Here is a 15,341-nt window from a genome sequence, read left to right as displayed (position 1 = left end):
AATAATGTCCTGTTTTATGTTAGTCGGGTGTTCGGGGCAATATACTTATTCACTAAATGCAATGTCGTAATGGCGCAGACACCTGGTGGAACTACAACACCACCGTCAGCCACACCGGTGGCTATTCCTGCGCCTTATACCAATACGACGATTAACTATATTCGTACTTGGGAACCGGCTGTAGCTACTACTGATACGGCGTATGTCGGCGCTGCTGCACGTACTGCCGATCAGGTGCGGCAAACTACTCAATATTTTGATGGATTAGGCCGGCTGATACAAACGGTTGTCAAGGGCATCAGTTATAGCGGAAATGATATGGTCACACCAATAGTGTTTGACCAATATGGGAGAGAACAGGTAAAATACTTACCGTACGCTTCACAAAATACTACGGACGGCAAGTTTAAAACAGACCCATTTAACGCGCAGAAAACTTTCTATCAGACACAGGTGCCTGGCGCAGCAGGAGAAAGTATATACTATAATCGCCTTGACTTCGAAGCATCGCCCTTGAACCGGGTATTAAAAACTTATGCACCTGGGAACAACTGGGCAAAAAATGATCCTGCAGGTGTAGAAAAAGGTGGAAACCGGCCATTGGAGAATCAGTCACTGATAAATACAGCGGCAGATTCCGTACGGATATGGGATCTTTCAAATGTGATTCCTACCAGTACCCCCAACCGCATCTATGCGGAGGGGCAGTTATATAAGAATGTTTTGATTGATGAAGCGGGTAACCAGGTGGTGGAATTCAAGGATAAAAATGGAGTGATAATATTAAAAAAAGCCCAGTTCGCGTCAGCGGGGACGCTAGGTACCGCGCATATGGGATGGTTATGTACGTACTATGTGTATGACGATTTTGGCAACCTTTGTTTTGTTATCCCACCAAAAGCAGTGCAATCCATCATAGGTACTAATTGGACAATCAGCATTGCTATAGCAGCAGAGTTGTGCTTTATCTACCGATATGATGACCGAAATCGCATGATAATAAAAAAAGTAGCAGGGGCCGATTCCACTGAAATGGTATATGATGTTCGGGATAGACTGGTATTTAGCCGAGATGGTAATATGAAGAGAAAAACCTGGCTGGCAACTTTTTATGATGGACAGAACAGGCAGATAATGACGGCTTTATATAAAAACGCTACCGCCACCCGGGAATCTCTACAAATTGCGTTGAATGGAGTTAGTGGTAGCAGCAGCCAGAACATTATTTATAATTTCCCAGCGCCGGTTGATCTAATCCTGGATAATTTTGATCAAAAACCTCTATACCAGGCAATCAACAGTATTGTCCTCGTAGATGGTTTTGAAACAAGTACCGGTGCCGCAACAGAGATGGTAATTAACCCGACAGCAACCAGTGGTAATGGTACTATTGTAGCAAATACAACCCTGGCTAATATTCCGGCAGATTCCCTTACGCCGTTGACATATACTTACTATGACGACTATTCTTTTTCCGGCGCACAAAATTATGCCAGTAGCGATATTACAAAGCCACAGGCAGATGGTAGCCCCAATGCAGAACCACTGCCGGCGGTTAGAAGTAATCAGGTAACAGGGTTGGTGACAGGTACAAAGGTAAGAGTGCTGGGAACACAACAGTGGCTCACCACTACCAATTGTTACAACGATAAAGGAAGGTTGGTCCAGGTGCTGGCAGATAATATCAATGGCGGTACTGACATCACAACAAGTTTATACGATTTTAATGGGAAAATGCTTAGTTCCTATCTGCGGCATAAAAACCTTCATAGCGATCTGTCGCCGCAAACAACAGTATTAACAATGCTGCGTTATGACCCTGCCGGAAGGATCACCAGTATTAAGAAACGGCTCAATGATGCCAACGCCTCTCAGGACAAAACGATAGCCGTCAATACTTATGATGAGTTGGGCCAGCTGAAAACAAAACGTTTGGGCGTTGCTGGTAGTACCCAGCTGGAAACACTCACCTATGATTATAATATTCGTGGTTGGCTTACAGGTATTAATAAAACATATGCAAGTACTGTTAATAGCACTGCTAATTGGTTTGGGCAAACACTGGCTTATGATGCTGGATTCACAATACCGCAATATAATGGAAATGTGGCAGGAACAACCTGGAAGAGCAAGAGTGATGGAATTGCACGTGCATATGGTTATAACTATGATAAAGTCAATCGCCTGGTGTCAGCCCCATTTACACAGCAAAACAGCGGTAGTAGCAACTGGACGATTGATCAGAAAGACTTTTCTGTCAGCAATCTGAATTATGATGCCAATGGTAATATCATGACGATGAACCAAATGGGAATGATAGGTACCACCAAAACAATGATAGATGTTCTTACTTACTCTTACCAGTCTGCCAGTAATAAGCTAGCTGCTGTGGGGGATGTTGCTAATACAACCAGTGTAAAGTTGGGCGATTTCATCAACGGTACCAACACCGGAGACGACTACGACTATGATGCCAATGGCAATATGATTAAAGATCTTAACAAGAATATTACTACTATTACTTATAATCATCTTAACCAGCCTGATAGTATTGTAATAACTGGCAAAGGGAGGATCAAATTCCTGTATGATGCTGCCGGTGTAAATTGGAGAAAGATAATAACGGATCAGACGGGTAGTGCTGATAAAGTGGTGACCACCGATTATATTGGAGGGTTTGTTTATCAGAATGATACTTTGCAGTTCTTGGCGCACGAAGAAGGCAGAATACGCCCTGTATTTAAAACAGGACAGGCTGCTCAATACCCGTTCGATTACTTTGTAAAAGATCACTTAGAGAATGTACGCTTAGTCCTGACAGACCAGAGTGATTTTACCACGTATACGGCTACGATGGAGGTGCCGGCAGCACCTAAAGAAACGGCCCTGTTTAGCAATATTGATAATACCCGTACAGACAAACCGGTAGGATATCCGGCAGATGAAAGTGCAGGCAAGAATGCTTCTGTTGCTAAGCTAACTGCGACCGGTACTGGTAAGAAAATAGGCCCTTCTATTGTACTTAGGGTAATGGCAGGTGATACGGTTCAGCTGAGCGCCAAGGCATTTTACAAATCTGACGGACCTAAGGATAATAAATCAGCTACGGCCACTGCTGAAAATATGATAGCAGGCCTGGTGCAGGCATTTGGTGGAAATGCACAGTCAAATAACAACACTCACGGCAATACTTTGTCAGACCAACAGACTCCCTTTAACAGCAGTTTTTATAATAATGACTATCGCCGTCTTAAAGAGAAAGAGCCTGACCAACCCAACACCAACCGTCCTAAAGCTTATCTCAATTTTGTACTCTTCGATGATGGATTTAAATTAGTAGAGGAAAACAGCGGAGTAAAACAGGTAAAAGCAGCCCCAGATGAGCTGCAGACTCTGGGCCAGGATAAAATGGTGATTAAGAAAACAGGCTTCCTGTATGCATATACCAGCAATGAAAGCGCTCAACCTGTGTATTTCGACAATGTGATATTGGGCGTGAACGCAGGTCCTCTGCTGGAGGAAACGCACTATTATCCATTTGGACTCACGATGGCGGGGATTAGTTCGAATGCTCTTAAAGGAACTAACTACCCGGAAAATAAAAAGAGATTTACTTCCCAGGAGTTGGAAGATAGATTAGATCTTAACTGGTATCAATTTAAATATAGAAGCATGGATCCACAAATTGGCAGGTTTATCCAGATTGATCCGTTAAGTAGTAAGTATGCCAGCAATACGCCATTTGCTTACGCAGAAAATAAAGTGACAATGGGAATAGACCTCGAAGGCCTGGAATTGGCTCCGGCTAATAGTGCATGGTTTAAGGCGGCAGTGTCTTATCAGGCAATTTATGGCACCAATGCTACCACTCAACATGGAAGAGTAGATATTGCTTCGGATAAAGTACCTTCAGTTTTTAAAGATGCCGCAGGTGTACCATTATTTTCTGCCGCAAGTGTTGGCGTAACACCAAGTGGATCGGTTTCTTCTCCGTCAGGCCCAATACTGAGGCCCGACAATAATTTGCCGGGGATACCAGGTTGGGCATGGGGTTCAGTGGACCCTGAACCGCCGGGAAATACCGGGGGATGGAGAATGGGAAATGACCTGGATAAGAACAAAGTATTTTCAGACCAGGGTTCATCCGTTGCCTTTTCACCGCAAGAAGGACACGCCTGGGTTGTAACCTTTAGAGATAACGTACCACTTTGGAAAGCGAATGCAGCACTAAAAGATAATATTAATAATTTTAATACCGCTGCTTCTTTGTCTAGCGATGTTTTTGGGTCACCGAGACAAAAAGCAGACGTTACCAATTTTGTCAATGATGGTTCGCTACCAGGTCTCAACCTCCGGGATTTCCGTGGATCGTTGCAAAGAGGAATTGGCATTATGGAGGCAGGTATGAAAATTATGAATAAGAATGGAATAGATGTTAAGGAGGCGACTCAGAAAACATATGATCTTTATAGAACCTTGTTGGAACTACTGAAGAAAAATGACAATAAGAATACCCTTAACGTGAATTTAAACTAATAAGATGAGATATACCACCTCCTTTTTTTTACTAATGCTATTTATTATTAGTTGTCGTCAGGCAACAGAAGAAGAAAGAATGCAACGTACTACCAGGGCTATTATCGCTAATATTGAGAAAAACGAATTTGCTCGCTTTCGATACACGATTGGACCGGATTTACTGACTATTGGGAAAGATGATGAAATGCTATATAGTGATTTCAAGAAATTCAATGGCCTGCTCAGCCCACTGGCGAAGGGAAAAGACATCCAGATTAATATCACCGATTTATATAACGATTTGGGGCAACGGATAGTAGATATCCCGATAGCTATCACCCCTACCGCTATACCTGATAGTATTTACCACCTGAATTTGTTCTTTGGTCCTCCAAATATGTTTCCTTTGGATCGAATAACGGGTTATAAATTGACTAGGGGAAGCATAATCCCTATTGGGTTTCATAAAGTTGTAGGACCTGCCCATTCGCCAATGTGATTGCTGAATGGGGAAGAGTGGAATCGAGAATAAGATCAAGGACTAATATAATAGTTGTCAACATCAGGGCCGACTCATATGAGCCGGCCCTGATATTAATATGACACTTAATGTTTTGGATTTTGTATTACATGCTATCTCTCCGTCTCCCGGAATTATTACAGTTGATGAAAGAGATATCTCATGTGGAAAAAGATGGCATGGAGCTATTGTTTAGAGGATATTTTTATACCAGTTATTTCCCCTCTCCAATCTGCTGCATCATCGATGCATTGTCCCAAAACAACATTTCTTCCTTCATTTTACCATGTTCCCAATGCCCCACGGTACACATCGACAAGCGGAATGACTTACCAGTAGGCGCCATTGTTTTCCCATCTCCCATAGACATAGGCTTACTAAAGGTGCCAGTCATTACGCCTATGACGCAGGTCCAGTTGCCGGAGCCAAACCTAACGGGATGTTCTTTGATTTTGGTGTCGGGAGCAAAGGTGAAGAGCGGTTCCAGTTGTTTGATATGATCAGGGAGCCCTTTGGTTTGGCTACCATCGGGGTAGGTGACTACAATATCCTGTGCATGGCTGATGCTTAAAGAATCCCATTGCTGGTGGCTGTAAAAGTCGAAGTCGAGGGTGTCGAATCGTTGTAGTCTTTGTTGGGTGAGGGCTGCTTCGTCGGTATATTGTTGTAGTGCTTTTTGTAAGGAGTCCACCTTTTGTTGGAGGTTGCCGGTGTTTTGCTGACAGCTGCTGATAATGGTCGCGAGTAGCAGGAATAAGTACTTGTTTTTCATAAGGGGTATGTTTTTACATTTAATAACAATGGAGTATGGTGGTTGGTTGTGTTCCTGCAAACCGGTGGTATCACATCTTGTGATACCACAAAAAAAATCCCCACCGCTATCGCAGTGGGGATTCGCATTTATACTTACATAAACCCTTATGCGCTGCAGGTAACGCAACCTTCTTCCATGGTACATACTGCGCCCACAATAATTTCTTCTTCCTGGTTGCCACCGCTGCCGGCTGCCACCACAGGTTGAATTTGCTGACCACCTTGTTTTTCCACGGTAAATTGTACCGCCTGGGCAGCTGCTTGTGTACGCAGGTAATACATACCTGTTTTCAGTCCTTTCTTCCAGGCGTAGAAGTGCATGGAGGTCAGTTTACCGGTTGTAGGGGTGTCTACAAACAGGTTCAGTGACTGTGACTGGCAGATGAACGCACCGCGATCGGCGGCCATGTCTATCAGGTTACGTTGCTTAATTTCCCAAACTGTTTTGTACAGTTCTTTGATATTAGCGGGTATTTCGGCAATGTTCTGGATAGAGCCATTGTGCGAAATAATTTTAGTCTTCATGTCATTGTCCCACAGGCCCAGTTCTACCAGGTCTTTCAGCAGGTGTTTGTTTACCACTACAAACTCACCACTCAGTACACGGCGGGTGTAGATGTTGGAAGTGTATGGTTCAAAGCACTCGTTGTTGCCCAGGATCTGGGAGGTAGAAGCGGTAGGCATTGGCGCCAGTAACAGGGAGTTACGGATACCGTCTTTTATGATTGTTTTTTTCAGGGCTGCCCAGTTCCAGCGGGAAGAAGGTGTTACTCCCCACATGTCGAACTGCAGGATGCCTTTGGAGGCTGGTGAGCCTGGGAATGTTTCGTAAGCGCCGTCTTTTTTGGCCAGTTCGTTGGAGGCAGACAGGGAAGCGAAGTAGATGGTTTCAAATATTTCGCTGTTCAGCTTTTTAGCTTCGTCGCTTTCAAACGGATAACGCATCAGGATAAACGCATCAGCGAGACCCTGTACACCCAGGCCAACAGGGCGGTGGCGCATGTTGCTGCGTCTGGCCTCTTCTACCGGGTAGTAGTTGTGGTCAATGATTTTATTCAGGTTGAGGGTAGCCTGGTAGGTTACCTCGTATAATTTTTCGTGATCAAATTTACCGTCAATAACGAAGCGTGGCAGGGCCAGGGAAGCCAGGTTACATACGGCTACTTCGTCGGAGGAAGTATACTCGATGATTTCTGTACAGAGGTTGGAGCTTTTGATGGTGCCCAGGTTCTGCTGGTTGGATTTGCGGTTGGCCGCATCTTTATACAGCAGGTAAGGGTTACCGGTTTCGATCTGTGCATCCAGGATGGCAAACCAGAGGTCCTGTGCTTTCACGGTTTTGCGGGCACGGCCTTCTTTTTCGTATTGCTCATACAGGGTTTCAAAGGCTTCTCCCCAGCAGTCGTGCAGTCCTGGTGCTTCATGCGGACAGAATAACGCCCAGTCGCCATTGGATTCTACACGTTTCATGAACAGGTCGGGCATCCAGAGGGCGTAAAACAGGTCGCGGGCGCGCATTTCTTCTTTACCGTGGTTCTTGCGCAGATCCAGGAATTCGAAGATGTCGGCATGCCAGGGTTCCAGGTAAATAGCGAAGGCGCCTTTACGTTTACCACCGCCCTGGTCTACATAGCGTGCAGTATCATTGAATACGCGCAGCATGGGGATGATACCGTTGGAAGTACCGTTGGTACCGCTGATATAAGAGCCGGTAGCGCGGATGTTATGAATGCTTAAACCGATACCGCCGGCGCTTTGGGAAATCTTAGCCGTTTGTTTCAGGGTATCGTAGATACCTTCAATGCTATCGTCCTGCATGGTGAGCAGGAAGCAGGAAGACATCTGTGGTTTAGGTGTACCTGCGTTGAAGAGGGTAGGCGTGGCATGTGTAAACCAGCGCTCACTCATCAGGTTATATGTTTTGATGGCAGCATCAATATCGTCTTTGTGGATACCTACGGCTACGCGCATCAGCATATGTTGCGGACGTTCCTGTACTTTACCGTCTGTTTTCAGCAGGTAAGAGCGTTCCAGGGTTTTGAAGCCGAAGTAGTCATAGGCAAAGTCGCGGTCGTAGATGATGCTGGAATCCAGGATGTCTGCATTTTTTCTAATGATGTCCCACACGTCATCAGACAGCAAAGCGGCTGATTTACCGGTTTTGGGATCAATGTAGTCATACAGCTTCTTCATCGTTTTGGAAAACGACTTGATGGTATTTTTATGCAGGTTACTTACTGCAATGCGGGAAGCCAGCAGGGCGTAATCCGGGTGTTTCGTGGTCAGGGAGGCCGCAGTTTCGGCGGCGAGATTATCCAGTTCGCTGGTGGTTACCCCATCATACAAACCTTGTATCACTTTCTTCGCTACATCTATCGCATCAACATATTCTGTATTGAAACCGTAACACAGTTTTTCAATACGTGCAGTAATTTTGTCAAATTTTACTGCTTCTTTTCTTCCATCTCTTTTGATTACGAACATGGGTTTGTGAATTTAGATTTTAACTGTCAGCCGTTTGCCAACAGCCAAAGAGGTTAGTAAATATGAATTTTGTTCGCTGCCCCGCGTTACGCAGGGCCATTCCTGCTAGAAGTCTTCTTCCAGGCTGAAGGTCTGAGCTTCCTTGCTACCGCCCATTACACCTGATTTTTGATAATCTCCCACACGTTTCTCAAAGAAGTTGGTCTTACCCTGTAATGAAATCATTTCCATGAAGTCAAATGGGTTAGATGCATTAAATATCTTGCGATAGCCCAGTTCAGCGATCCATCTGTCGGCCACAAACTCGATGTATTGCGACATCAGTTCGGCGTTCATTCCGATCAAACCAACTGGCAGGGCTTCTGTAATAAATTCTTTTTCATAGGACACGGCATCACGGATGATGGTGTGTACCTGCTCTTCACTCAGTTTGTTTTCCAGCATGCTGTACAACAGGCAGGCGAATTCGCAATGCAGACCTTCGTCCCGGCTGATCAGCTCGTTAGAGAAAGTGAGACCTGGCATCAGTCCTCTTTTCTTTAACCAGAAAATAGAACAGAAGCTACCACTGAAGAAGATCCCTTCTACGGCGGCAAATGCTACCAGGCGCTCTGCAAACGAACCATTCTCGATCCAGCGCAATGCCCATTCGGCTTTCTTTTTCACCGCAGGAACAGTGTCGATGGCGTGGAATAAACGGTCTTTTTCTGCCGGATCTTTCACATAAGTGTCGATCAGCAAAGCATATGTTTCAGAGTGAATGTTTTCCATCATGATCTGGAAACCGTAAAAACAACGGGCTTCCGGGATCTGTACCTCACTCATAAAATTGACTGCCAGGTTTTCATTTACGATCCCGTCGCTGGCGGCAAAGAAGGCCAGTACATGCGATATAAAATGACGTTCCCCATCATTCAGGGAGGCCCAATCTTTCAGGTCACTACTCAAATCTATTTCCTCGGCTGTCCAGAAACTGGCTTCATGTTTCTTGTATTGCTCCCAGATTTTCGGGAATTTGATCGGCAATAACACAAAACGCTCCTTGTTCTCTCTTAGAAGAATTTCATTCTCGTTACTCATCGTTAATTATTTATATGGGTACTGTCGAAAGGTTTTTGGTTTTTCTGATTGGGGTCAGCATACTGAAATCAACACGTTTCCTCTACCACCATTCATATTTCAACATCTCTGCATCCTAAAAATCCATACGCTCAGGATTACAAATGTAAGCATCCGGTTAAGGGATGGAAGATATAGTTTTCAACAGGTGTGGAAAAACAGCTGGAACATTATCAAAACGCAGTGGTATAGCATGTTTCACGGGTTTTGTATACCCTGTATATGTAATATCATTTGTATGTGAAAAAGTGGTGTAAAAAAGAGTCGATATATGACAATTTTTTTTCCTTTACGGCTAAATCTATGAACTTCAACAGGAAAAAAGCCCGAAAAAAATTTTTGTTAAAAAGACTTCCCCTTATAGATATATATGCGTTAATTTTTCATATTTACATCTTTAAGATATACACATATGTCCGACCCGGTTATAGCCCTTCATGCGGTTAAGAAGAACTACCAGGATGTTCCTATCCTGGATATCCCCCGATTGGAGCTCCCAAAGGGTATCTACTGGCTGCAGGGCGAAAATGGCGCTGGCAAAACCACCTGTATGAAGGTGATGGCCGGGCTCATTCCCTTCAAAGGCGAAATCCTCCTGCAGGGAAATGTGAGCAGCCGCCAGCACCCGGTACAGTTCCGCCGCCTTATCAACTACGCCGAGGCGGAACCACTGTACCCCTCTTTCCTCACGGGCCGCGACCTGCTGGAGCTGTACCTCAATACCAAAGGGGGCGACCGGGAAGCGGTACGCGATATCAGCGAAAGTATGGGTGTGGATATCTATGTGAATAACCCGGTAAGCAGCTACTCCAGTGGCATGTTGAAGAAGTTGTCCCTGCTCCTGGCCTTTACCGGCAACCCCACCCTCATCCTGCTCGATGAACCCCTTATCACCATCGATACCCGCGCACTGACGGTACTGTACGACCTCATTCGCACCTATAGCGCCAACGGCGTTTCTTTTTGCATTACTTCCCACCAGGCACTGGACGCGGAAGAATTAACGGTTACGGGCACACTGAAAGTAGCTCATAAAAATATTACGCTCAGTTAATATGCGTACCACATCGGCTATACTCAGTAAGATATTCACACAACGATTCTATATTCAGAATACGGGCTTTTTCCTGGTACTGTTTTACCTGCTCTTCGGCGTGGTTAACGGCGCCAACCTGGTATCCTATCACAAAGCGCTGATGCTCGGCTTCCTCGGAAACTACTCCTTCCTGCTCCTCGTCATGCTGCTATGGACGTCCTACGCCCTCAAATGTGTGGGATTTATCCTGAAAACATTCCAGCTACAGGGGTACGACTTCCTTTTTCCTACCCTGGGCAGCGTCGGCAAACCGGCACGTATACGATTATGGCTGCTGTTACATACCGCCATCTATATGCCGGTACTGGTATACGCCGGCATCGCGCTGATGATGGCTGTTCAATACCAGTATTATGTGTCCGCAGCCCTGATCGTGGTATTGAATGTTGCCAACTGCGTTTGGCCGTTGAGGTTATATGAGCGGAAACTGGCGCAACCGGATGTCCTCTTTTTTACCGGCCACCTGCAACGCTGGCTCAACCGGCACTTTACCAAACCACCGGTACTGTTTTTCCTCTATGAACTGTTGACCAATTTCCCGCGCCGCATTGTCAGCACTAAATTGTTTTCTGCCGGCGTACTATGGCTTACTTTCCTGATTATGGAGAGAGGGGAATATTTTGATCTGCGTGGATTGCAGATAGGCGTGATGGTAAGCGTAATGATTCATATGCAGCTGATGGTGCATCATCGTGCGTTTGACGATACGTATCTCAACTTCATGGAAAACCTGCCCATACGCCTGGTCAGCCATTACACCCGGCTCATGGGTGTATACGTGATTATGTTTTTACCAGAAATGGTAATGATTACGGTAAACGGCTATACGAAAACACCCGTAGGAGGGCTTATCACCGTTTTTTGTACGGCACTGTCGTTACTCATTTTATTCCGCTGCCTGCTATATTTTCCAAAAATGAACCCGGAAATTCATGTGAGATATACTATGCTCACTTCCTTTATCGTATTGTTCATGATCCTCGGACATTATGAATGGCCGGCTATCCTGTTGTTACAGGCAGCATCGGCCATCATTTTCTTTAAAAAGTATCGTTCGTACGAGCCTTATATTCCACCGGAATCATGACTTCATCTTATCGCTCAGCTTAGCCAGCGACTCCAGTAACAACGGGAATTGTTTGATGAGGAATTCATCGGTTAAATTACCGGCCTCGTCAAATTTATGCTGCGCATGCGCAATCATAATTTCCGGTTTGTTGATAATATAGGCATTGAGGAATACCATTACCTGGCGCAGGTGATACTGCATGCGGGCCGTACCGATTTGTCCCTGTGAAGCACCCATAATCGCCACCGCTTTTTCACTGAAGGGTTTGTCAGGATGCCGGGAAACCACATCTATCGCATTTTTCAACGCCCCGGGAACGGAGTAGTTGTATTCAGGCGATACAATGATCACCCCATCCGACTCTTTTATTTTCTTTACCAGGGGTACCACCTGTTCCGGTAATTGCTCGGTGTGCAGATCGGCATTATACAGCGGGATATTATCGTAATGTACCTGCTCAATGTGAATGTGCGAGGGCGCCAGCTGCTGCAGGGCTTTTAAGGCCATCGTGTTGTAGGAACCCTTGCGTAAACTGCCGGAGATGGCTACAAAGTGGTAGTGTTTTTCGTCAGACATATGCTCATCATTTTGGCCGACGAATATATACATTTATATGCGTTTCTCTTTATTCACAAACTTGCGGTGAATAACTTCCTGTACTGGGATGCCTTCAATTTTACTTTCCAGCCAGGAAATTATATCCAGGTACAGGAAGGAACGGCGTTCATACGGATCCTGTGAAATCTGTTCCAGCCTGTCTTTCAGGTCGGCAAAGGCATTGCGCAACGCTTTAGGATTGGCATAGATATACCGGCGCAGGAACTTCATAATTTCTTCCATCACCAGTCCAAGGTCTTTGTGTTTGGAAATGAAGTGATACACCGATTTAATCAGGTATTCTACCAGGCTGTAGTTTTCCAGCTCGTAATGTGCGATCAGGTGCAGGATACGGGCGAAGCATTGGATATCGGCCCGCAGGTTACCTATCTTCAGGTTAATGATTTTATTGAGATAAACAATGGCTTTGCTGTTATCTCCGCTACCAAAGTACAAACAGGCTATCTTATAGTAAAATACCAACACCCGGTGCTGGTCTATTTTCAGCGTATGTTTACTGATCTCTGTTTCCAGTTCCGGCACCATCGCTAAACCCTGGCTGAACGTGCCTTCCAGGAAGTAACGGTTAATTTTGGCGGTATACAGGTATACGAAAGCAGAGGTGCGGGTATTCTCATGAAAATTATCCTGGTTGGCCTGTATAAAATCTTCCAGGTCCTGCAAGGCCGCTTTGAATTTTTCGAAATTGGAAGTATAAAAATGGGCGGTGAGCAGGTTATGCTGCGCCTTGATGTACAGGTCCATATCGGTTTGCTGCAGGGAAGGGTATTTCCGGAACAGGTCCACCCATTTCTGGGTATAGCGGTAATACATCAGGAAATCCTGCAGGATATAGTAATACCAGCTGGAGGCCTGGTACATGTACACTTTTTCGTAAAAGCTCATATGTGCATGCTGAAGGGCCGGCAACTGGCTTTCAAAAAAGGATTTCACCATTTCCCCGTCCCGTTCATTGCGGGCATGGCCGAGTTTGAGGTATAGTCCATACATGCGGAGCGACAAGGTGGAAAGGCGGCTGATATTGGTGAGCTGTTGCTCTATCTGCCGGGACTCGCTGCTGAGCACTTCCGCCCGGTTTTCCAGGCTGCGGGTGATGTGGCGTGATTCAATCAGTTTTTCAAACTCCACAATTTCGTACGTCAGCATAACTTCTTCCTGCTCCATGGCCATGGACTTGGCTTTGGATAGTATTTTCAGGCTCTGGTTATACAACCCTTTGTTGTACAGCACCCGCGCATGGTCCAGCTGCTCCCGGAGGTCGATCAGCGGATCTTTCTGCTTGTATAACTGTCTTAAACTGGATAACAGGTGTTTGTAAAGATGTGCCTTTACATTGGACAACTGCTGTTTCTTGATGTCGGTAATTTTCTTCAGTATCTGCTCCTCGTCATATTCCTTCATTTTGTCCAACGTGGTAAAAAGTTGGATGAATAAGACGTCTTCCTTGGTATTGTTTTTATTGAACGCCAGCTGAAAACTACGTTTTTCGGCTTTTGTGAGTGTTTTTATTAATATGAATAAGGCATCACTTTGACTGTTGGGCATCGTTATTAAAATCTTGTAAGTGACTGATAAACAATGTTTTAATGTATATCAAGTGCTGTTAAAGGTTGTAATTAAAGCAAATTTAGCAATATGGCATTTATTAATGACCATTAGATTTGAAGGTATAAACAATTCTAAAAGGAAGCAAAAGGATGGGAAAAACGTTATTTGATAAAATCTGGGACAGTCACATTGTGATGAGCAAGCCGGGGCATCCCGATGCCGTGTACATCAATACACACTTTATCCACGAGGTAACCAGCCCCCAGGCATTTGATGGATTACGTAAGCGTGGTATTCCGGTATTTCGTCCGGCCAAAACCAGGGCCACCGCCGACCACAACGTACCTACCTTACACCAGGATCAGCCCATCAAAGAGGCATTGAGCCGCTACCAGGTGGAAATGCTGACCAAAAATACCAGCGAATATGGCGTAGAGCTGTATGGCTTAGGTCACCGCTACCAGGGTATTGTACACGTGATAGGTCCCGAACTGGGCATCACCCTGCCGGGTATGACCATCGTATGCGGCGACAGCCACACCAGCACCCATGGTGCTTTTGGCGCCGTAGCCTTCGGCATTGGCACCTCCGAAGTAGAGCAGGTACTGGCCACCCAGTGCATCCTGCAATACAAGCCTAAGCGCATGAAGATTGAAGTGAACGGACAGCTGGGCAAGGGCGTACTTTCTAAAGACATCATTCTCTATATCATCTCCAAAATATCCGCTTCCGGTGCTACCGGCTACTTTGTGGAATATGCCGGGGAAGCTATCCGCAACCTGAGCATGGAAGCCCGTATGACCATCTGTAATATGAGTATTGAGATGGGAGCGCGCGGCGGACTCATTGCCCCGGACAGCACCACGTTCGATTATATCAAAGGCAGGGAGTTTGCTCCCAAAGGCGCCGACTGGGACAAAGCCCTGGAATATTGGAAAACCCTGTACTCCGATGCAGATGCCACTTTCGACAAGGTACTTACCTTCGACGCCGCCGATATAGAACCGCAGATTACCTACGGTACCAATCCAGGTATGGGCATGGGCGTTACCCGGCATATCCCCGCCCTGGAACAACTGGAAGAAAAGGAAAGACCTTCTTTCAAAAAATCCCTCGAATACATGGACCTGCAACCCGGTGCTGAACTGCTGGGTAAAAAAGTAGACTATGTATTCATCGGCAGCTGCACCAACTCCCGCATCGAAGACCTGCGGCTGGTGGCCGATTTCGTGAAGGGCAAGCACAAAGCCGATGACGTGGTGGTATGGATTGTACCCGGCTCCAAACAGGTGGAAGCACAGGCAAAAGAAGAAGGCATCGACAAGATCTTTGCGGAGGCTGGCTTCCAGCTGCGTGAACCCGGATGTTCCGCCTGCCTGGCCATGAATGAGGATAAAGTGCCTGCCGGTATGTATTGCATCTCTACTTCCAACCGTAACTTCGAAGGTCGCCAGGGTCCTAATGCCCGTACCTTCCTGGCCAGCCCGCTCACCGCAGCAGCAGCAGCCATTACCGGTAAAGTAGCAGACGTAAGGGAATTATTATAAAAGCAACAA

At 45.8% G+C, this 15,341-nt stretch carries 10 protein-coding genes; 5 read left to right on the top strand and 5 right to left on the bottom strand.

What is annotated here, in order from left to right:
- Positions 1-69 precede the first annotated feature (69 nt).
- Positions 70-4,536 (top strand): DUF6443 domain-containing protein, encoded by a 4,467-nt coding sequence (locus HGH91_RS15140; RefSeq protein ID WP_168739502.1) that lies wholly within the window; start codon positions 70-72, stop codon positions 4,534-4,536.
- Positions 4,537-4,540: 4 nt separating this feature from the next.
- Positions 4,541-5,017, top strand: coding sequence for a hypothetical protein (locus HGH91_RS15135; protein WP_168739500.1), 477 nt, complete (start codon positions 4,541-4,543; stop codon positions 5,015-5,017).
- 235 nt (positions 5,018-5,252) lie between these two features.
- On the opposite strand, the gene HGH91_RS15130 is transcribed toward HGH91_RS15135, so the two are convergent.
- The 3 genes from HGH91_RS15130 to HGH91_RS15120 all read right to left on the bottom strand — a co-directional run bounded on the left by HGH91_RS15130 (position 5,253) and on the right by HGH91_RS15120 (position 9,415).
- Positions 5,253-5,810: an ester cyclase gene (locus tag HGH91_RS15130; RefSeq protein ID WP_168739499.1), complete on the bottom strand. Its 558-nt coding sequence runs from the start codon at positions 5,808-5,810 to the stop codon at positions 5,253-5,255.
- Positions 5,811-5,956: 146 nt separating this feature from the next.
- Entirely contained in the window at positions 5,957-8,335 is a 2,379-nt protein-coding gene (locus HGH91_RS15125; RefSeq protein WP_168739497.1) for a ribonucleoside-diphosphate reductase subunit alpha, read from the bottom strand.
- 105 nt (positions 8,336-8,440) lie between these two features.
- Positions 8,441-9,415, bottom strand: coding sequence for a ribonucleoside-diphosphate reductase small subunit (locus HGH91_RS15120; RefSeq protein ID WP_168739495.1), 975 nt, complete (start codon positions 9,413-9,415; stop codon positions 8,441-8,443).
- A 451-nt stretch (positions 9,416-9,866) separates the two neighbouring features.
- On the opposite strand from HGH91_RS15120, the gene HGH91_RS15115 reads away from it, so the two are divergent.
- Together HGH91_RS15115 and HGH91_RS15110 are read left to right on the top strand one after the other, a co-directional pair.
- A complete protein-coding gene (locus HGH91_RS15115; protein WP_168739493.1) occupies positions 9,867-10,508 on the top strand; it encodes an ATP-binding cassette domain-containing protein in 642 nt (213 codons plus the stop codon).
- 1 nt (position 10,509) lies between these two features.
- Positions 10,510-11,637 carry a hypothetical protein gene (locus HGH91_RS15110; protein ID WP_168739491.1) on the top strand — a complete coding sequence of 376 codons (1,128 nt, stop codon included), beginning with the start codon at positions 10,510-10,512 and terminating at the stop codon, positions 11,635-11,637.
- Here the strand turns inward: HGH91_RS15110 and HGH91_RS15105 are convergent.
- Positions 11,632-12,195, bottom strand: coding sequence for an NADPH-dependent FMN reductase (locus tag HGH91_RS15105; RefSeq protein WP_211092307.1), 564 nt, complete (start codon positions 12,193-12,195; stop codon positions 11,632-11,634). The genes HGH91_RS15110 and HGH91_RS15105 overlap by 6 nt on opposite strands.
- Before the next feature lie 33 nt (positions 12,196-12,228).
- Complete coding sequence (locus tag HGH91_RS15100) at positions 12,229-13,782, bottom strand: hypothetical protein (RefSeq protein ID WP_168739490.1); 1,554 nt, start codon at positions 13,780-13,782, stop codon at positions 12,229-12,231.
- Between the two features lie 152 nt (positions 13,783-13,934).
- Here HGH91_RS15100 and leuC point away from each other — a divergent pair, with 152 nt between their 5' ends.
- Positions 13,935-15,332, top strand: coding sequence for a 3-isopropylmalate dehydratase large subunit (gene leuC, locus HGH91_RS15095; protein ID WP_168739488.1), 1,398 nt, complete (start codon positions 13,935-13,937; stop codon positions 15,330-15,332).
- Positions 15,333-15,341 lie beyond the last annotated feature (9 nt).

The organism is Chitinophaga eiseniae (assembly GCF_012641265.1).
GTDB lineage: Bacteria > Bacteroidota > Bacteroidia > Chitinophagales > Chitinophagaceae > Chitinophaga > Chitinophaga eiseniae_A.
This window is presented reverse-complemented; position numbering and strand designations above follow the sequence as displayed.